General features: G+C 63.8%; 14 protein-coding genes and 3 tRNA genes. 1 reads left to right on the top strand and 16 read right to left on the bottom strand.

Annotation, left to right across the window (positions count from 1 at the left end; genetic code table 11):
* Positions 1–15: 15 nt before the first annotated feature.
* From rpoB to PKE71_RS02050, 16 genes are all read right to left on the bottom strand, one after another.
* Positions 16–4,089: a DNA-directed RNA polymerase subunit beta gene (gene rpoB, locus PKE71_RS02125; RefSeq protein WP_271185303.1), complete on the bottom strand. Its 4,074-nt coding sequence runs from the start codon at positions 4,087–4,089 to the stop codon at positions 16–18.
* Between the two features lie 229 nt (positions 4,090–4,318).
* Positions 4,319–4,693: a 50S ribosomal protein L7/L12 gene (gene rplL / locus PKE71_RS02120; RefSeq protein ID WP_271185302.1), complete on the bottom strand. Its 375-nt coding sequence runs from the start codon at positions 4,691–4,693 to the stop codon at positions 4,319–4,321.
* Positions 4,694–4,746: 53 nt separating this feature from the next.
* Positions 4,747–5,262, bottom strand: a complete 516-nt coding sequence (rplJ, locus tag PKE71_RS02115) for a 50S ribosomal protein L10 (protein ID WP_271185301.1) — start codon at positions 5,260–5,262, stop codon at positions 4,747–4,749.
* 324 nt (positions 5,263–5,586) lie between these two features.
* A complete protein-coding gene (gene rplA, locus PKE71_RS02110) occupies positions 5,587–6,285 on the bottom strand; it encodes a 50S ribosomal protein L1 (protein WP_271185300.1) in 699 nt (232 codons plus the stop codon).
* Positions 6,286–6,290: 5 nt separating this feature from the next.
* A complete protein-coding gene (rplK, locus tag PKE71_RS02105) occupies positions 6,291–6,719 on the bottom strand; it encodes a 50S ribosomal protein L11 (RefSeq protein ID WP_271185299.1) in 429 nt (142 codons plus the stop codon).
* A gap of 100 nt (positions 6,720–6,819) precedes the next feature.
* Positions 6,820–7,353 carry a transcription termination/antitermination protein NusG gene (gene nusG / locus PKE71_RS02100; RefSeq protein ID WP_271185298.1) on the bottom strand — a complete coding sequence of 178 codons (534 nt, stop codon included), beginning with the start codon at positions 7,351–7,353 and terminating at the stop codon, positions 6,820–6,822.
* A gap of 12 nt (positions 7,354–7,365) precedes the next feature.
* Positions 7,366–7,626 (bottom strand): preprotein translocase subunit SecE, encoded by a 261-nt coding sequence (secE, locus tag PKE71_RS02095; protein ID WP_271185297.1) that lies wholly within the window; start codon positions 7,624–7,626, stop codon positions 7,366–7,368.
* 79 nt (positions 7,627–7,705) lie between these two features.
* A tRNA-Trp gene (locus tag PKE71_RS02090) sits at positions 7,706–7,781 on the bottom strand.
* Positions 7,782–7,908: 127 nt separating this feature from the next.
* Positions 7,909–8,793 carry a class I SAM-dependent methyltransferase gene (locus tag PKE71_RS02085; RefSeq protein ID WP_271185296.1) on the bottom strand — a complete coding sequence of 295 codons (885 nt, stop codon included), beginning with the start codon at positions 8,791–8,793 and terminating at the stop codon, positions 7,909–7,911.
* A gap of 236 nt (positions 8,794–9,029) precedes the next feature.
* Positions 9,030–11,840: a TonB-dependent receptor plug domain-containing protein gene (locus PKE71_RS02080; RefSeq protein ID WP_271185295.1), complete on the bottom strand. Its 2,811-nt coding sequence runs from the start codon at positions 11,838–11,840 to the stop codon at positions 9,030–9,032.
* A gap of 305 nt (positions 11,841–12,145) precedes the next feature.
* Complete coding sequence (locus PKE71_RS02075; RefSeq protein WP_271185294.1) at positions 12,146–13,936, bottom strand: tetratricopeptide repeat protein; 1,791 nt, start codon at positions 13,934–13,936, stop codon at positions 12,146–12,148.
* Entirely contained in the window at positions 13,933–16,053 is a 2,121-nt protein-coding gene (locus PKE71_RS02070) for a tetratricopeptide repeat-containing sulfotransferase family protein (protein WP_271185293.1), read from the bottom strand. The genes PKE71_RS02075 and PKE71_RS02070 overlap by 4 nt, the downstream gene beginning before the upstream one ends.
* On the bottom strand, positions 16,050–16,814 hold the full coding sequence (locus PKE71_RS02065; protein ID WP_271185292.1) for a 2OG-Fe(II) oxygenase: 765 nt from the start codon (positions 16,812–16,814) through the stop codon (positions 16,050–16,052). The genes PKE71_RS02070 and PKE71_RS02065 overlap by 4 nt, the downstream gene beginning before the upstream one ends.
* A 183-nt stretch (positions 16,815–16,997) precedes the next feature.
* Positions 16,998–18,188 (bottom strand): elongation factor Tu, encoded by a 1,191-nt coding sequence (gene tuf, locus PKE71_RS02060; protein ID WP_271185291.1) that lies wholly within the window; start codon positions 18,186–18,188, stop codon positions 16,998–17,000.
* Between the two features lie 341 nt (positions 18,189–18,529).
* Positions 18,530–18,603 (bottom strand) — tRNA-Gly (locus tag PKE71_RS02055).
* Between the two features lie 228 nt (positions 18,604–18,831).
* A tRNA-Tyr gene (locus PKE71_RS02050) sits at positions 18,832–18,916 on the bottom strand.
* A gap of 80 nt (positions 18,917–18,996) precedes the next feature.
* Between PKE71_RS02050 and rlmB the strand changes: the two genes are divergently transcribed.
* Positions 18,997–19,845: a 23S rRNA (guanosine(2251)-2'-O)-methyltransferase RlmB gene (gene rlmB, locus PKE71_RS02045; RefSeq protein ID WP_271185290.1), complete on the top strand. Its 849-nt coding sequence runs from the start codon at positions 18,997–18,999 to the stop codon at positions 19,843–19,845.
* Positions 19,846–19,855 lie beyond the last annotated feature (10 nt).

The following is a 19,855-nucleotide window of genomic DNA, read 5'->3' as shown; positions in this document are numbered from 1 at the left end:
ATATAAGGTTCGGCCTTAGCCGTTTTTCAGTTCGACATTGAGGCCGAGGGAACGCATTTCCTTCACGAGCACATTGAAGCTCTCCGGAACGCCGGCTTCGAAGGTGTCGTCGCCGCGCACGATGGCCTCATAGACCTTCGTCCGGCCGGCCACGTCGTCCGACTTCACCGTCAGCATTTCCTGCAGCGTGTATGCCGCACCATAGGCTTCCAGGGCCCACACTTCCATCTCACCGAAGCGCTGACCGCCGAACTGCGCCTTGCCGCCCAGCGGCTGCTGGGTCACGAGCGAGTACGGGCCGATCGAGCGGGCGTGGATCTTGTCGTCCACCAGGTGGTGCAGTTTCAGCAGGTGCTTCACACCCACCGTAACCTTTCGGCGGAAGGGCTCACCGGTCTGGCCGTCATACAGGGTGACCTGACCCGACGGATCGAAACCGGCCTTCTCCAGCATGGCGGACACGTCCGGCTCGCGGGCACCGTCGAAGACCGGAGTCGCGATCGGCACGCCATTGGCCAGGTTGCGGCCCAGCTCGGCGATGTCGGCATCCGTTTCCGGCAGCTCGTCGTCGCCGTAGACACGCTTCAGCTCGGACTTCAGCGCTTCGACCGAACCGTCGCGCTGATAGGCTTCGTACGCTTCGCCGATCTGGCGGCCCAGACCACGGCAGGCCCAACCAAGGTGGGTCTCCAGGATCTGGCCGACATTCATGCGCGACGGCACGCCCAGCGGGTTCAGCACGATGTCGACGGCTTCACCGTTTTCCAGGAAGGGCATGTCCTCGATCGGGTTGATCTTGGAGATAACACCCTTGTTGCCGTGACGGCCGGCCATCTTGTCGCCCGGCTGAAGCTTGCGCTTCACCGCAACGAACACCTTGACCATCTTCATCACGCCCGGCGGCATTTCGTCGCCCCGCTGCAGCTTGTCGACCTTGTCCTCGAAGCGGCGGTCCAGGCGGGCCTTGCTGTCGTCGTACTGCTTTTGCAGCGCTTCGACTTCGCCCATCGCCTTCTCGTCATCGAGACCGATGCGCCACCACTGCGAACGCGGGGTCTCGTCGAGGGCTTCCTGGGTCACCTTGCCCTTGGCGAAGCCGCGCGGACCGGAGACCGCCGTCTTGCCGAGCAGGAGATCGCCCAGACGCTGGTAGATGTTGCGCTCGAGAATGTGCAGCTCGTCGTCGCGGTCCTTGCCGAGACGTTCGATTTCCTCACGCTCGATCGAGATGGCGCGTTCGTCCTTGTCGACACCGTGGCGGTTGAACACACGGACTTCCACGACCGTACCGGTGGCACCGGACGGCATGCGCAGCGAGGTGTCGCGAACGTCGGACGCCTTCTCGCCGAAGATGGCGCGCAGAAGCTTTTCTTCCGGCGTCATCGGGCTTTCGCCCTTCGGCGTCACCTTGCCGACCAGGATATCGCCCGGACCGACCTCGGCGCCCACCGCCACGATACCGGCCTCGTCGAGATTGCGCAGGGCTTCCTCGCCGACATTCGGGATGTCGCGCGTGATTTCCTCCGGACCCAGCTTGGTGTCGCGGGCCGCGATCTCGAACTCTTCGAGGTGGATCGAGGTGAAGACGTCGTCGCGCACGATGCGCTCGGAGATCAGGATCGAGTCCTCGAAGTTGTAGCCGTTCCAGGGCATGAAGGCGACGACCACGTTCCGGCCGAGCGCGAGCTCGCCCAGATCGGTCGACGGACCGTCGGCGATGATGTCACCGGCCCTCACCTCGTCACCCACACGCACGATCGGGCGCTGGTTGATACAGGTGGACTGGTTGGAACGCTGGAACTTGGACAGGCGGTAGATGTCGACGCCCGACTTGGCGGCATCGAGATCTTCCGTGGCCCGGATAACGATACGGGTCGCATCGACCTGCTCGATCACACCGCCCCGGCGCGCCGCAATGGCAGCCCCGGAGTCGCGGGCCACGACGCCTTCCATGCCGGTGCCGACCAGCGGGGCTTCCGCCTTCACGAGCGGCACGGCCTGACGCTGCATGTTCGAGCCCATGAGGGCGCGGTTGGCGTCGTCGTTTTCCAGGAAGGGAATCAGCGCCGCAGCGACCGAAACCACCTGCTTCGGCGACACGTCGATATATTCCACGTCCTCACGCGGAACGAGCGTCACTTCACCGCCGATGCGGCAGTTCACGAACTCGTTGTCCAACTCGCCATTCTCGTTCACGTGTGCATTCGCCTGGGCGATTGCGTAGCGCGACTCCTGCATGGCGGAGAGATAGTCGACCGTGTCGGTCAGCTTGCCGTTCTCGACCCGGCGGTACGGGCTCTCGATGAAGCCGTACTTGTTGACGCGGGCATAGGTCGACAGCGAGTTGATCAGGCCGATATTCGGACCTTCCGGCGTCTCGATCGGGCAGATCCGGCCATAGTGGGTCGGGTGCACGTCGCGGACTTCGAAGCCGGCACGCTCACGGGTCAGACCTCCCGGGCCAAGCGCCGAGAGACGGCGCTTGTGCGTCACTTCGGACAGCGGGTTGGTCTGGTCCATGAATTGCGACAGCTGCGAGGAGCCGAAGAATTCGCGCACCGCGGCCGCGGCGGGCTTGGCGTTGACCAGGTCATGCGGCATGACCGTCTCGATATCGACCGAGGACATGCGCTCCTTGATCGCACGCTCCATGCGCAGAAGGCCGATGCGATACTGATTTTCCATCAGCTCGCCGACCGAACGCACACGGCGGTTGCCGAGATTGTCGATGTCGTCGATTTCGCCGCGGCCGTCGCGCAGATCCACGAGGGTCTTCAGAACGGCCAGGATGTCTTCCTTGCGCAGCGTGCGGACATCGTCCGGACAATCCAGGTCCAGACGCATGTTCATCTTCACGCGGCCCACGGCCGACAGGTCGTAGCGCTCCGGATCGAAGAACAGACCCTGGAACATGGCTTCGGCCGTTTCCGGCGTCGGCGGCTCGCCCGGACGCATGACGCGGTAGATATCGACCAGCGCCTGCTCGCGGCTTTCATTCTTGTCGACCGCCAGCGTGGTCCGGATGTAGGGACCGATACCCGTAGCCGGGTCGATGTCGAGCAGGTTGAGAACCTTGACGCCTGTTTCCTTCAGCGTGTCGAGAATTTCCTGAGTCAGCTCGTCGCCGGCTTCCGCGAAGATCTCGCCGGTTTCCAGATTGACCATGTCCTCGGCCAGATAGCCGGACAGCAGGAACTCGTCGGAAACCAGCAGGGCTTCCAGACCGTCCTCGGCCAGCTTGTTGGCCGCGCGCGCGGAAATCTTCTTGCCGGCCGGAGCGACGATGTCGCCCGTCTTGGCGTCGACCAGGTCGCGCACCGGCTTGGCGCCGCGCCAGCGTTCCTTCACGTAAGGAACGGTCCAGCCCTTCTTGGCGAACTTGTACTCGACCGTGTTGTAGAAGGTCGAGAGGATCTCTTCCTTGTCCAGGCCCAGCGCATAGAGCAGCGTCGTCGCCGGCAGCTTGCGGCGGCGGTCGAGGCGCATGTGGACCACGTCCTTGGCGTCGAACTCGAAGTCGAGCCAGGAGCCGCGATAGGGAATGATCCGCGCGGCAAACAGGTATTTGCCCGAGGCATGGGTCTTGCCCCGGTCATGGTCGAAGAAGACGCCCGGCGAACGGTGCATCTGGGAAACGATGACCCGCTCGGTGCCGTTGACGACGAAGGTGCCCTTGTCCGTCATGAGCGGGATATCACCCATATAGACGTCCTGCTCCTTGATGTCCTTGACCGAACGCGCGCCGGTTTCCTCGTCGACATCGAACACGATCAGACGCATCTTCACCTTCAGCGGTGCCGCGAAGGTCATGTCACGCTGCTGGCATTCCTCGACGTCGAACTTCGGCGCTTCGAATTCGTAGGACACGAAGTCCAGCACAGCACGCTCAGCGAAATCCTTGACGGGGAAGACCGACTTGAAGACGGCCTGCATACCCGTATCGCCCCGCTCGCTTGACGGGACTTCCTTCATCAGGAAGTGCTCATAGGAGCTTTTCTGAACTTCGATGAGGTTCGGCATCGCGACCGTTTCCGGAATGCGACCGAACGTCTTGCGAATCCGCTTCTTGCCGGTGAACGACAGACCCATGTCGGCTCCCTTCGCAGACAGCACTGCGCCATAGATGCGGGGTTCGTCCCCGCCCGGCCGCTCCTTTCGGTCCGGTCCGGCCTGCCCGTCTGGCAGATCGGACCGTTCCCGTTCTTGACGGCCCCGCCTGGAACGGCAGCGGAGGGACCGCGAAACGCAAAGACGGGCTAGCGGACGCGCAGGTTACCCCGCGCGCCCGCAGCACCGTTCAGGTCACGCCGGAGCGTGATTATTTCAGCTCGACCGTAGCGCCGGCTTCCTCGAGCTTCTTCTTGATCTCTTCGGCTTCGGCCTTCGGAGCACCTTCCTTGACCGCCTTCGGAGCGCCTTCGACCAGGTCCTTGGCTTCCTTCAGACCCAGGCCGGTGATGGCACGGACTTCCTTGATGACGTTGATCTTCTTGTCGCCAGCCGAAGCCAGGATAACGTCGAATTCGTCCTTCTCTTCGACAGCCGCACCACCGGCGTCGCCGCCGGCCGGACCGGCAACCGCGACAGCAGCCGCAGCCTTGATGCCTTTTTCTTCGAGGAGATCGTTCAGTTCCTTGGCTTCAAGGATGGTGAGCGAGAGAAGTTCTTCGCAGAGTTTAGCTACATCAGCCATTTGTTCAATTCCTTGTCGTGTTCAGTGTGTCAGTTCGTTAGCGGAGAATGACGTTACGCTTCGGCTTTTTCGCGGATGACCTCGATGGCGCCAGCCAGACCCTGGCCCGGGGCCATGATACGCTGGGCAACCTGCGAAGCCTGACCCGTGAGACGGGCCGCGATGGTGGCGATAAGCTCTTCGCGGGACGGCATCTTGGACAGGGCGTCGATGCCTTTGGCGTCGAACACTTCCTCTTCCATGAAGCCGCCGAGAATGACGAGCTTGTCGTTGGATTTCGCGTAGTCCACCAGCACCTTCGGCGCTGCAACAAAGTCTTCCGAGTACGCGATGGCGACCGGACCCGAGAACAGGTCGGAGGCGCCTTCACCCGGCTTGCCTTGCAGAGCGATCTTGGCGAGGCGGTTGCGAACCACCTTGAATGTGCCGCCGAGCTCGCGGAGCTTGGCACGCAGATTCGTCATTTCCGCAACGGTCATGCCCGTATAGTGGGCCATCACCACGGATCCAGCGTTCGAGAAGATGCCTTCCAGCTCTTCAACGGACGCTTCTTTTTGATTGCGATCCATTTAGCGGACTCCCTGTTTGAACCGTCCACCACGGACGGTCCGGTGAAAACGCCGTCGGGCGCCTTCCCCGTTTCAAGGGTTCGGGCGCGCCCACGGCGCGTCCTGTCCCAGGGCTTGAACCAACAGACCTTACGAACAAGGCCATATTGTTCATGCTCTGTCTCACACAGGGCCCGAACTGGATTAAGGCAGAACCTTGAAAAGGCCCCGCCCCCTGCGATCTCGGACAGGTCCGGTCTTCACCCACAACGCGTGGTGAAGAACCGGATCAGCCCGGCCGGATAAAGCCTGCCGGGCTGAAACTCAAGTGTCTTTTACGTCGAATTAGGCCGCAGAGGCTTCCGACGTGTCGATTTTCACGCCCGGCCCCATGGTCGAGGACAGCGCGATCCGGCGGATATAGGTGCCTTTGGCGCCCGACGGCTTCGACTTGACAATGGCGCCGATCAGGGCGCGAACATTCTCGACCAGCTGCGCTTCGGTGAAGCTCGCCTTGCCGACGCCGGCGTGCACGATGCCCGCCTTCTCGACACGGAACTCCACGGCACCGCCCTTGGACGCTGCAACAGCCTTGGTCACGTCCATGGTGACGGTACCGACCTTCGGGTTCGGCATCATGCCGCGCGGGCCGAGAACCTTACCGAGACGGCCGACGAGCGGCATCATGTCCGGGGTCGCGATGACCTTGTCGAAATTGATATTGCCGCCCTGGACCTGTTCCATCAGGTCTTCGGCGCCCACAACGTCGGCGCCGGCCTTCTTGGCTTCTTCGGCCTTCGGGCCCTTGGCGAACACCGCGACGCGGACCGTACGGCCCGTGCCGTTCGGCAGTTCGCAGACACCGCGGACCATCTGGTCGGCGTGACGCGGGTCGACACCCAGATTGACGGCCAGCTCGATCGTTTCGTCGAACTTTGCCTTGGCATTGGCCTTCACGTGCTTCACCGCTTCATCGACCGTGTAGAGGTGATCGCGGTCGATGGTTTCACGCGCAGACGCGAGACGTTTTCCGATAGTCGCCATGATCCCTACTCCGTCACTTCCAAACCCATGGAACGGGCCGAGCCGGCGATGATCTTCGTCGCCTGGTCGAGGTCGTTCGCATTAAGGTCCTTGAACTTGGCTTCCGCGATCTCGCGGCACTGCGCCATCGAGACGGAACCGGCCGAAGTCTGGCCCGGGGCCTGGCTGCCCTTCTGGATCTTCGCGGCCTTCTTCAGATAGAAGCTCGCCGGCGGCGTTGCGATCTCGAAGGTAAAGGACTTGTCCGAGAAGACCGTGATGGTCGTCGGGATCGGCATCCCTTTTTCCATCTCCTGGGTCTTCGCGTTGAAGGCCTTGCAGAATTCCATGATGTTCACGCCGCGCTGACCCAGGGCCGGGCCGATCGGCGGGGACGGGTTTGCAGCGCCGGCAGGCACTTGCAGCTTGATATAGCCGTCAATCTTCTTGGCCATGTCTCCACTCCATCAACAGGACGCGACCATCGCGTCCTCGGGGGTTTGCGGTACGGCCCGGCATGGACTTGGCGCCGGCACCTCCCGCACGTCACACGCGCTACTGGGTCTTTTCGACCTGCGCGTATTCCAGCTCGACCGGGGTCGCCCGGCCGAAAATGTTGATGGCCACCTTGAGGCGGCCGTTCTCGTCGTCGACTTCTTCCACGACGCCGTTGAAGCTGGCGAAGTGACCGTCGATGACATTCACTGTCTCACCGATCTCGTAATTGACCGTCGGACGCGGACGCTCTGCATCCTCTTCCATCTGGCCAAGGATCCGCTTCACCTCGTTCTCGGAAACCGGAATCGGCTTCTTGCCGGAACCGAGGAAGCCGGTGACCTTCGGCGTCGACGTGACCAGGTGATAGGCCTGATCCGTCATGTCCATCTTCACCAGGACGTAGCCCGGGAAATACTTGCGCTCGGCATTCACCTTGCGGCCCTTGCGGACCTCGACCACGTCCTCGGTCGGGACGAGAATCTCTTCGAACTTGTCTTCAAGCCCCTGGATCGCGGCTTCGGTCCGGATCGCCTCGGCGACCTTCTTCTCGAAGTTCGAATAGGCGTGCACGATATACCACTTGGCAGACATACAAGCCTCCTCCTACGAACCGAGCGACAGCAGGAACTGGACAGTTTCGCGGATCGCGAAGTCCACGCCCCAGAAGAACAGCATGGCAATGGCCGAAAGGATCAGCACGAGGATCGTCGAGACGATCAACTCCTGCCGCCCGGTCCAGGTCACCTTGCGGGCCTCCTGACGCACCTGCGCCAGATACTGGAACGGGCCGGCCCGGCGCTTTTTCGGCGCCGCCGCTTCCGCCTTGGCCTGCGCCGGCGTCTTGTTATTCGCGTTCCGCGTCATTCGCTTCCATCTGGCCCCTCGGGGCCCTGTTTGCAATCGGCGCCACGGTCATGCGGCGCAAAATTCCGTCAGAGCGGCATGGCAGGGGCGGAGGGACTCGAACCCCCGACCCTCGGTTTTGGAGACCGATGCTCTACCAACTGAGCTACACCCCTGTACCACGCGCGCGGAGTAGCACGGCGACCCAGTCACCGCCACATCCGAAGCGCAGCTGTCTACAATGCAGAGCGCCATAAGAAAACAGCTAAAACGCATATTGCTGCGCTTATTCGCAACCCGGCTTCAGGACACGGAGCCCCGCTGCGCATCGACGACCCATGCCAGCGCTCCGCTTTGCCCGGGAGCCTCCAGCACGGAAAGGGCCTCCACCGTCAGGCCCGCCGCTTCCAGACGCCCTATGACAGCGCGCATGTCGTCTTCGGACTGGGCGACGTCCAGCATCGAGTTCATGCGATACAGGAACGCTTCCGTGTCCGATTTCTGGCCCTTTATCCAGGTGGATACGTCGCCGGGAGCATAGTGGCCCAGTCGCGCCGCCAAAGTCTGGCAATCCGTCACCAGGCGAGCGACATGCTCGCGAGCGGGCCCCGGACTGGCAACCGCCAGAGCCTCACCTACGGCGTTGAGCGCGCTGCGCAGACGGTCGACGCATTCGCGCGCGCGGGTATCCGGTATGGTTCCGGCAGCAGCTTGCGGAATGGTCTCGGCATAGTTGGCCATTCGCCCGAAAAGACCGCTATCGATCACGGCGGACAGGAGCCCCGCCACGTCCCCGCACGCCCTCTCGACAACACCGCCACGACAATGAACAAGCGCGTGCAGCCTGCCACCCTCACCAATGACGCGAGCAGCCTCGAAAAATGCCGCCTGTCCTGCATATTCCAGCCCGTATTGGCTGACGGCGCAGAAGACAGCGGCATCCGCAAAGGGCAAAGCCGCACTGTCGGCAGCAACAGGCAGCGCGTTGAGAGCGCCCGAAGCCATGCCTACCGCCGCGGGAGCGATGTCGCAGCAGAACGCCTTTGGCGACTCCTCTGAGCGCTGTGCAAACACCTGATCGGCGAAACGCAGGACTTCGCCCTCGCCGCACGCCAGGTCGAGCAGGGACGGGACGCCGCCCTCTTCTATCCTGTCGGAGAAGTATTGGCACCAATGCGCTTCAAGCACTGCCGCAACCCCGGGGTCACGATAGCGATGCTCGTCGCCTCGCCTGCGTCCGGTCCAGAACTGCCTCCAGGCAGTCACTTCGCTCGATAGAGTGCAATCCCCCGACATTACGAGCATGTTAGGGATGCACTTCGCGAAGACAACTCCCGCACTGCGTCTGGTCGCAGGGCTAAACCCCAAAAGGAAAAGGGCGGGTCCGAAGACCCGCCCTTCCCGATTTGTATCAAGTCTGTCGACTAGAAGCGCAGGTTGGCGCCCAGGAACAGACGACGGCCGAACGGATCGTAGGTGGCCGGATAGGTGTTGGCCTGCTCGGACGAGGTGGAGGTCAGAACCGGCGGCTCTTCGTCCATCACGTTTTGCAGACCCAGCGAGACGCGGACGGTTTCGCTGACGTCGTAACCGAAGGTCACGTCGAAGTAGTTGTAGGAGTCGATCGACAGCTCGCGATCCGAAACGAAACCGGCGTAGGACGGCTCGATATCGACACCGCCAATGTGGCGCCAACGCAGAGAGGTCGTCAGGTTGCCCCAGTACCAGCTCGCCTGAGCGACGTGCTTGTATTCCGGGGTCGGCTCGCCGCACTGACCGGAGAACTGGCCTTCACAGGCGACGAAACCAGCGACTTCAGACGTCTGGTAGCCATTGCCGATGGTGAAGGTCGAGTAGTAGTTCACCGAGAAGGAGCCGAGGTCGGGCGACAGGCCCATTTGCTCGGCATCCCACATGTAGTCAACGCGGACGTCGACGCCTTCAGCTTCGAACACAGCGAGGTTCGAAGAGAACAGTTCCGGCATGTACGGGTTGGCCATTTCACCGGTGCTCGGGTTACGAGCGCCTGCGAAGAAGGCACAAGCCGACTGGATGTCCTGGCGATAGCACTCGTCCAGCAGATTCTGCAGGGACGGGGTCGCAATCGCGTCTTCGATTTCGATGTTGTAGTAGTCGACTTGCATCGTGAAGCCGCTGATGAAGTTCGGCTGCCACACAGCACCGATGGTGAAGGTGTCGGCAACTTCTTCGTCAACGTTGGCATTACCGCCAAACAGGGCTTCGATCTGCGCGTTCGACTGGAACGGCGTACCGACCGACGCTGCGGGAACGCCCGAAGCGATACAGTTGGCAACGATCACGTCACTGTCGAAGGAACCCAGACCGCCGGAGCACGGATCCGTCGCGCCCGGGAAGCCGTTGGTGGCCGGCGAGAACAGGTCACCCACGTTCGGCGCACGGACAGCGCGGTTGTACTGCGTACGGATACGCAGGCTGTCGACCGGTTCCCAGCCCAGGCCAGCGGCGTAGGTCTGGGTGTTACCGACCGTCGAGTAGTCCGACATCCGGAAGGCGCCGGTGAAGTTCAGGCTCTGGATGCCCGGACGGTCCGTGATGAGCGGGACGTCGACTTCGGTGAAGAATTCGTAGACGTCGAACGAACCTTCGATCGGCAGCGACTGGTTGAAGCCGCGAACGTCCGGACCCAGCACGGAGTCAGGGCGGATCGACGCGGAGTTTTCACGATACTCGACACCGAGCACGAGCGCCGGCGCAATGTTCGCCATCGGAGACGCCATGTTCGACAGCTCGCCGGACACGGAGGCCACAGCCTGCGTGGCTTCGATCACGTCGATCTGGGCGCCGGTACGGGCGATGTAGTCAGCCGCTTCTGCGGACACCGAGTTGGCACCGTTCCAGATATCCAGAGCCGGAGCCGTACAACCGCTTGCCACTGCCGTCGGGCCGCCATCGCAAAGGATAGCTTCCTGGAAGGCCGCAACAGAGATATTGCCCGACAGGATCTGCGAAACCGCCGAACGCGAGTAGTTGTAGAAGACGTCGTAGGACCAATCGTTGTTGATGTCGCCACGGAAGCCAAGAACGCCCTGGAAGGTGTTCGTGTCGCGCAGCGAGTTACGCGTATTGATCTCCTGCATACGGCGGGCGATACGCACCGTCGCCGTACCGTCGCCATTGTTGGAGCTGGCATCGTTGGCAAACAGGTCACGCAGCTCGGTCGACAGCAGCGGGTTGTCGAGATTCACGTCGATGGTCAGCGTGCCCGTCGGGGTCGGGGCGAGCTGGGAGTCGACGACGTTGTTCGCGTAGATGCCGCGAGCATACATCTCGATATTGTCATTGATCTCATAGGTGGCGAAAGCCGAGATCATGTGACGTTCCTGCGGCAGCTGCAGGTAGTTGGTCGGGGCGTAGTTATACACCTGACGCTCGGCGATAGCGCCGCCCGGCTGGGTCATCAGGAAGTACGGGTCGCCGCTGGAATCGACCGGGTTCGTGTCGAAGTAGTTGCCGGCGGCCGGACGAATCCAGGTTTCCGGAATGCTCGAGGAACCACCCGGGATGTACGGGTCGGTACCCGGGCCAGGCGACCAGTAGGCCACTTCCGAGAATTCGCGCGACGCCTGGAAGACAGCTTCACGATTGGTGTAGCCGAAGGACAGCACGGCGTTACCGCGACCGTTGTCGAAGTTGCCGCCCAGCGTGACGGAAACGTCGGAAATGGCCGCATCGCCTTCGTCCATGGAGAATTCGTGCGAGGTGGAAACTTCCACACCTTCGAAGTCGTCACGCAGGATGAAGTTCACAACACCGGCAACAGCGTCCGAACCGTAAACGGCCGATGCACCGCCGGTCACGACGTCAACGCGCTCGACCATGGCGGCCGGGATGTTGTTCAGGTCGACGACCTGGGCAGCGCCGGAGCCGACGAAACGGGTGCCGTCAACCAGGACCAGGGTCCGGGACGTGCCGAGACCGCGAAGCGACACCGTCGCCGTGCCGTCGCCCGGGTTGTTCGACGTGGCATCGAAAGCCGGGATCAGCTGCGGCAGGGTGTTCAGCAGGTCTTCGGTGTTGACCACGTTGTTCAGCTCGAACAGCTCTTCGTTAACCGAAGTGATCGGGCTCGGGGCCACCGTGTCGGTGCGTTGAATGCGCGAACCGGTGATGACGACCACGTCATCATCAGCGGCGCCTTCTTGTGCCATCGCCGGCGCGGCTACAGCCAGGCCACCGATGAGCGTGCTCGCCATGAGGCAAGCCTTCAAGGAAGTCGGTCTCACTCTAAATCCCTCCGAGTAAGGTTGTAATGGGAAACCCGCCCGCACTTGATTATTCAGGCAGCATCCCCCCGGCTCGGCGGAGCTCACGATTCCCCGCCTTATCTGCAAGGTACCCATGCAGAATGCGAAGGGTCAATGACACACGTCCGTCACATCCCCATGCCAAGCGTCATTCACGCTGCACTGTTGCGCATTTGCCGCAGACCTTTCGGCAAGACCTGATTTTACCAAGCCTTTTCGCGGGAATCGGGCGTCACAATACACCGTACAAATAGCTATTCCGGCAGCAGGTCGAAGGGTGCCGTCACGCGCACATCCTCGCTCTCGAACGGCTCGACACCGTGCCACATGTAGGAGGGGAAGAAGATTGCCGCGCCGGCCTCGGGACAGATATAGCGTTCAGCCGGCAGGTCGAGACCGGGCAGGCCCGGAGCCCCCAGACGCAGCCATCCGGCACGCTCGCCGCGCAGCACCGTCTCGGGAACATGGACATAATAACTGGCGCTGATCCATCCGGCTGGATGGATATGGTCGACATGACCGCCCCCCGAGCGCAGCCTGACGGACCAGGCGCCGGTCAGTTTCAGCCGGTCGGACTTGCGTGCGAGGAAGGGGTGCTCGGGATCGTCCGGCAGATCGGCGACAAAACGCTGTGCGGCGGCCTGCAGCGCCCGGGCAAGCGCCTGGATGACCGGATCGTCGCTATCCCACAGACGCCCCGGCGACTGGGTGCCGCCGAACAGGGTCTGCTCGATCGGCTGGGCCTGCGTGGCATGAAGTGCGGCGATCCGCTCGGCCAGGGCCTCGTTGAACGCGTCAAGCGATGTGTAGCCGGCGGGCGTATCGATGAACCGCTTCGCCGTCAGCCGGTCGTAGTCATACAGGCGCGTGTATCGATCGTCGCCCGCGCAGCGCCAGGCGGTCGCCTGCAGGGCGACATGCTTTTGCAGATGCTCCGCGGGCGGGTCGGCGCGAAGTGCGTCGACCGCCTCTTCGATGCGGCCGTGCGTCAGGCACGCCTCGACCAGCTGGTGACGGATCTCGAAATCGTCGCCACCGCTTGCAGCGAGGGCGGCACGCAGGTCGGCAAGCCCCGCCTCCCCATCGCCCTGCTTGCTCCGGATCTCCCCGCGCAGCGCCAGGGCCCGCGCATGTGCCGGCTCGCTCCCAAGTGCGACTTCAAGCGCTTCGAGCGCATCGTCAGGATAGCCGGTCCGCAACAGAACGCGGGCTTTGGTATAGGCCAGCTCAGGATCCGCCTGACTTGCCAGAACGGAGTCCAGGGCGGCAGTCGCACCGCGCCCCTCTCCCAGCTCCCAGAGCAAGCTCGCCAGGTCCCTGTGGATATCTGCCCGCAAGGGCGCACACCGCGACGCCTGCCAGTAGGCTTCCCGCGCCTCGGCGGTGCGCCCGAGCGTACGCAGCGTATGGCCGCGCTGGAAGTGGGCCTCTGCCTGGCCCGGCGACAGCCGGCAGGCCGTGTCGAGGTCCTGCAGGGAATCCGCAAGCCGATTGACCGACCGCAGCACGCTGCCCCGGTTGATGCGTGGCATCGCCGCCCGGGGAGTTGCATCGATGGCGCGTGAGTAGAAGTCCAGTGCGCCTGCCTCGTCGCCGGCCCGCGAGCGCAGATTGCCCAGCCCGTTGAGCGCAGCCGTACTGTCGGGCACGGCCTTGAGAACATCGCGGAAAGCGGCTTCCGCCTCCTCGCTGCGGCCCAGATCCGACAATGTGATGGCCAGATTGGTCATCGCGTCAGCGAAGTCCGGCTTGCGCGCCAGGGCGGCACGGTAAGCCTCTACAGCCCCGGCGAGATCCCCGGCCCTGCGCTTGAGATTTCCCAGATTGCCGAGGACGGCAAACGGCTGGTGGTGCCGCTCTAGAGCGGCCTCAAGATCGGCAATGCCGGCCGCAAACCGGCCCAACCGGCCGCGGACGACACCGCGCAGATGCAGCGCCTCGACATCATCCGGCCGCGTCGCGATCACGGCGTCCAGCCTGGCCTCCGCCTCCCCGGCCCGGCCGCTTTGCAGCAATTGCATCGCGAGCTGGAGATCGGCACTCATGACCGGTCCCGCGCACGGCGGCCCGACAGGACCCGCTGCATCAATCCGCCAAGCCCCGGCTTCGGGGCCGGCTGGTCCGGATCGGGGGCTGCATTGCCGTCGCATTCCACCCACATACCGGTTTCATTGTCGACACATTGGCGTGACAAAGCGGCATCGAACGGGCTCAGGAATGTCGCGTAGGGCGAGGTCGAGTCCAGGTGCTCCTTTGACGGCGGCCGCCGGACCTGGGTCGCACTGAACGTCATCACCGTGCGCTCGACATCGTAGTATTCGAGGCACTTCCGGCTCCAGCTCAAGCCGCACCGCGCGAGCACGAAACGCAGCCGCGCTTCGAAATCACCGACCAGCGCCTCGTACTGCAGGGGCGTGACATGATCGGGATAGGTCTCGGCCCAGTGCGCGCCCAGCCGCGCCTGAAGCGCGTAGTAATGCGCGATATCGTCGAGATCGTGCGCGAACGGCCACATGCGCGAGAAATTGCGCCGGAAGATCGAGAACGCCACCTCCACCGGCTTGCGGCGGATATGGATGACCGGCGCCTTGGGGAACATCTGTCGGATCAGGCCAACGGCCAGGAAGTTCGCCGGCTGTTTGTCGGTGACGTAGGGCGTGCCCGTGAGGCCGTATTCGCGATACTGCGACAGGTAGCGCTCGCGCCAGGGTGCCAGCACATCTTCGGGAATTTCGCCGCCAGACCAGCCGGTCTCCCGCGCCCAGCGGATGAAAGCCTCGAACAGGACCGGCATCATGCTGAGCTCGCCGCCGGCCTGGACGTCGTCATGGGCAGCGATGGCGGCCTCGATGAGTGTCGTGCCGGAGCGCGGCATGCCGACGATGAAGATGGGGGCCTGCTCAAGCGCCGGGGACGGCTTGGCGACCGGTCCGGCAAACACCTGTGTCAGCCATTCGGTGCGCCGCTCCTGCTCGGGGCGGTCATAGGCCGACACGACGGCGCCGTTATGCTGGAGTTTCTTGGTGTCATTGGCCCGTGACCAGGCCGCAAAAGCGGCCTCTCGCTGACCGCGCCGGTGCCGGGCATCGCCCAGCGCAAACAGGCCGATCGACAGTCTGTCGGCCGGCATGCCGGGCCGGGCCGCTTCGGTCTCCAGGCGTTCGACCTCTTCATCGGTCAGACGGCCCCCGGACACTTCGGAGAGCTGGCCATAGGCCTCGAAATTCCCCGGATCGATGGCCAGCGTCCGCCGGCACATCTCGATCGCCTTCTCCTGCTCGCCACGGAAAGTGTGGATGCGGGCGAGCCCGAAACAGGCTTCGGCACAATCGGGATCGAGCGACAATGCCTTGTCGAAGGCGGCGCGCGCGCCGTCGATATCGCGTGCGCCGAGGATCAGCCGGCCCAGCGCCGCCCAGTTGTCAGCGGTGTCCGGATCGGCGTCGACGACCGGCCGGTAGATCCGGATCGCCTTGCGGTAATAGCCCTGCTGCCCCAGCCCCATGGCCAGCGCGCCCCGTGCTTCCATGTCCTGCGGATCCAGCGCGTGCCAGGCTTCGGCGGCGGCGGTCAGCGCGGTGAAATCGCCGGCGAACCGGGCGAGATCCGAGCGCAGACGCAGCACATCCAGAGAACCGGCAAGCCCTTCGGCCTCGGCGATGTCCAGAGCGGCGGCGGCCGCATCGAGACGCTTGCATTCCAGCTCGGCCCCCGCCAGCCGCAGCGCGACATGCGGGCGGGCCGGATGACCGGCATCGGCGGTCGACAGCGCCTTGTCGAGCGCGCGTGCAGCCGTATCGAAATCTGCGGCCCGTCCGGCCAGGTCGCCATAGCGCCCCCAGACATCGAACCGCTCCGGCGACAGCTCGCTCGCCCGCTGCGCAGCGGCCAGAGCGGCGGGAAGATCTCCTTCCGCCTCGTGGAGAATGGACCGGTATAGCGGAACCAGGCCGAGACCGGGATCGGACGCTTCGGCCTTGTCGAGCCAGTCGCGGCCGCCGGCAAGGTCACCGGTCTCGACGGCACAGACACCCAGCAAGGCCATGGCCCCCGCATCGCCAGGCCGGTCGGCGAGCACGGCCTCGCACAGGGCGCGGGCCCCGGCGAAATCATTGGCCAGGCGCAATTGCCCGGCTTGAGCCAGCCGCGTGTCCTGCATCATGTTGTCCGGTAAGGCGGATCGTTCCGGAACCAGCCGGTAATCTGGTGCCGCGCACCGCCGGCGAAGGGCGACACCGCGCTGACCGAATGGATGCGCCGTCCGTCAAAGATCGACAGCACGTTGAAGCGCGGCAGGAAGGCACGGCTGATGTCCAGATTGTCGTCGAGCAGCATCAGGAGACCGCCCCAGTCGGGCTGCCAGTTGCGCGTGAAGCCCAGCGTGTAGGCCGCAACGCGTTCCTTGTCGTGGCCCTCGTCGATATGCCGCGTCAGGAAGTGGCCCCGCGCATAGCGGGTCGCCTGGGCATCGGCCTTGGTCACCAGCGGTGCCCCGGTCACGGTCTTGCCCAGTTCGAGAAACTCCGGCGAATTGATGAACTCGGTGAGCTGGTGGATCGGATGGCCCGCATCCCAGCCCGACGTATAGGCCTCGATCATCGGATAGCTGTCGTAGAGATAGCCGTAATTGTCGCGCGCCCGTTCCATGACATGGCCGATCTTGGCACCGATGGCCTGCCGCCCCATCGCGGCAATATCCTGCTGCGTCAGCTTGGAAACCCGTTCCCCGCCCGGTGCCGACGGATCGGCCTCGGCGAAGACCAGGCGCCAGTTCAGGGTACGCGCGAGAAGGGTTTCGATGTGCTCGGCCAGCGCCGGCTCGAACACGTCGGGGATCCGGACGAGCCGGTCGCGCGCATAGATCTCTGCCCATTTCTGCGCGTCGAGCGCCGGGTTCAGTCTCAGTTCGAGCGTTTCGGCCATGATCGCGGATACTTCCTCAGCCCAGGGCGAAAGTGGTACCGGCGGCCTCCGGGCGTGTCCATACGACGGCCTGTCATGCGACAGCGCACCGCAGTCCGGCACATCAGCCCGCAGCAATACAGGCACAAACGAAAACGGCGGACCCGAAGGCCCGCCGTTTCAGCATCGGTATGGATCGGGCGATTACTCGACGATCTTGGAGACGACGCCTGCGCCGACGGTACGGCCGCCTTCACGGATAGCGAAGCGCAGCTTCTCTTCCATGGCGATCGGCGTGATCAGCTCGACATTCATTTCCACATTGTCGCCCGGCATCACCATCTCGGTGCCTTCCTTCAGCGTCACGACGCCGGTCACGTCGGTCGTGCGGAAGTAGAATTGCGGACGGTAGTTCGTGAAGAACGGCGTGTGACGGCCACCCTCTTCCTTCGTCAGGATGTAGGCTTCGGCCACGAACTTCGAGTGCGGCTTGATCGAACCCGGCTTGCACAGAACCTGACCGCGCTCAACGCCTTCACGGTCGATACCGCGCAGCAGAACGCCGACATTGTCGCCGGCCTGGCCCTGGTCCAGCAGCTTGCGGAACATCTCCACGCCCGTGCACGTCGTCTTCTGCGTGTCACGGATGCCGACGATCTCGATTTCCTCGCCGACCTTCACAACACCGCGCTCGACACGCCCCGTCACAACCGTACCCCGGCCCGAGATCGAGAACACGTCCTCGATCGGCATCAGGAAGGGCTGGTCAATCGGACGGTCCGGCGTCGGGATGTATTCGTCCACAGCCGCCATCAGCTCGAGGATCTTCTCCTTGCCGATGTTCTCGTCACGGCCTTCAACAGCCGCCAGAGCCGAACCCGCAACGATCGGAATATCGTCGCCCGGGAAGTCGTAGGACGACAGAAGTTCGCGAACTTCCATCTCCACCAGCTCCAGGAGCTCCTCGTCGTCGACCTGGTCAACCTTGTTCAGGAACACAACCAGAGCCGGAACGCCAACCTGGCGGGCCAGCAGGATGTGTTCACGCGTCTGCGGCATCGGGCCGTCGGCCGCGTTCACAACCAGGATCGCGCCGTCCATCTGCGCTGCACCCGTGATCATGTTCTTCACATAGTCGGCGTGACCCGGGCAATCCACGTGCGCATAGTGACGGTTCGCCGTCTCGTACTCGACGTGGGCCGTCGAGATCGTGATGCCGCGCGCCTTCTCTTCCGGCGCAGCGTCAATCTCGTCATACTTCTTCGCCGTGCCGCCGCCCTGCTCGGCCAGCACCATCGTGATCGCTGCCGTCAGCGTCGTCTTGCCGTGGTCAACGTGACCAATCGTGCCAATGTTCGCGTGCGGCTTAGTGCGCTCAAACTTTTCCTTCGCCATCGTGTTTTCCTCTTGGACGCCGACCTAATCGCGAAGATGGGCTATCGACGTGGATGCAAGTGAAACTGTTCGGATACGGCCGTACCCGAAGGACCGGGCGCGGGATAGCGCCGGTTTTACCCAAAGGCAAGAGGCAAGCGCGGGATGATGCGGCTGTGCACGGCAGTCCCCGCACGCAGTCATGCCGGCATTTCGCGGACTGGCCGAAGATGCTTGCGTCGGGGCGGCTGGAGGAGAGCATGTCGCGGCCAGTGCCCCTGCGCCAAGGCTTCGGGCGACACCTCTTCGCCCCAAGTGCGCGCTGCGGGTGGCCTGCCACCCGAAGCCCGCAGGGCGAAGGGTGGAGCGGGTAGCGGGAATCGAACCCGCATCCTCAGCTTGGAAGGCTGCTGCACTACCATTGTGCTATACCCGCATCAGGGCGCTGGTGTTTACCGGTAACCGCGCCAAAGGTCGAGAGAGCAATTGAACACCGCTGCAGTGGCGGGCGCCAAACAGGTGAAGCCAGACGAACCGCTACGAACCCGAAGGGTTCGCAAGCGCGACCGCGCGCCGGGCGGTCAGCCCGCCCCATCGGAGGCGCGAGCGAAGCGAGTTGCCGTGAGATCAAACGACCAGCACCCGAAGCCCGCAGGGCGAAGGGTGGTGGAGGGGGCTGGATTCGAACCAGCGTACGCATAGCGGGCAGATTTACAGTCTGCTGGATTTAACCACTCTCCCACCCCTCCACAGGGTGCCTTCATGTCCGGAAATAACCGGCGGAAGGATGTCCTGCAACGAAGTCTCTCAGCTTGGCTTCAGCCGTGCTATGGCAGGCCTCACCGGGCGGAGCCCCGAAACAGGAGCGCGGACTATAGTGACGAAGAACCCAAGGCGCAACAGCCCCAAACGCCCCGATTACAGCCGCGGCTCCAGGCCTGCTGGCACTGGCGATTCGGGGTGGATCTGGGGGCGTCACGCAGTGCTCGCCGCTGTCGCAAATCCGCGCCGGAAAATCCTCGAGCTGCGTGTCACCCGCAATGCCGCGCGCGAACTGCCCGAAGGGACACAGGCCAACACCGTCGAACCGCGCGCACTCGACAATGACCTGCCGCCCGGTGCGGTGCACCAGGGCTTTGCTGCCCGTGCCGCCGCGCTCGACGCAGAGCCGGTCGCAGGCGTCACGGATCCCACCCATGGCGCCCTGCTGGTGCTCGACCAGATCACCGACCCGCACAATGTCGGCGCGATCCTTCGCTCGGCTGCGGCGTTTGGCGTGCGCGCCGTCGTGATGCAGGACCGCAAGGCCCCGCCCCTCTTCGGCACGGTCTGCAAAAGCGCTGTCGGTGCCGCCGAGCGGGTGGCGCACGTGCGCGTCACAAATATCGCCGACACGCTGACCGAGTTCCGCAAGGCCGGCCGCTTCGTGCTGGGTCTGGCCGGCGAAGGCGAGACAGAGCTGGCGGCCGCGCTGGCCGGGCCGGACGGCAAGGGGCATGGCCCGGGTATCGTGCTGGTGATGGGCTCGGAAGAGAAGGGATTGCGGCCGCGCGTGGCCGCGTCCTGCGATCAGCTGGTGCGCATCCCGATGACGCAGGCGGTGGAAAGCCTGAACGTGTCGAATGCGGCCGCGATCGCCCTGTACGAAGCTGCAAAATGGCGCCCGGCCCGGCCGTGAGGCCGGACCG

Source organism: Maricaulis virginensis, from assembly GCF_027922185.1.
Lineage (GTDB): Bacteria > Pseudomonadota > Alphaproteobacteria > Caulobacterales > Maricaulaceae > Maricaulis > Maricaulis virginensis.
The sequence above is the reverse complement of the archived record's forward strand: the minus strand, read 5'-3'. Positions and strand labels throughout refer to the sequence as shown.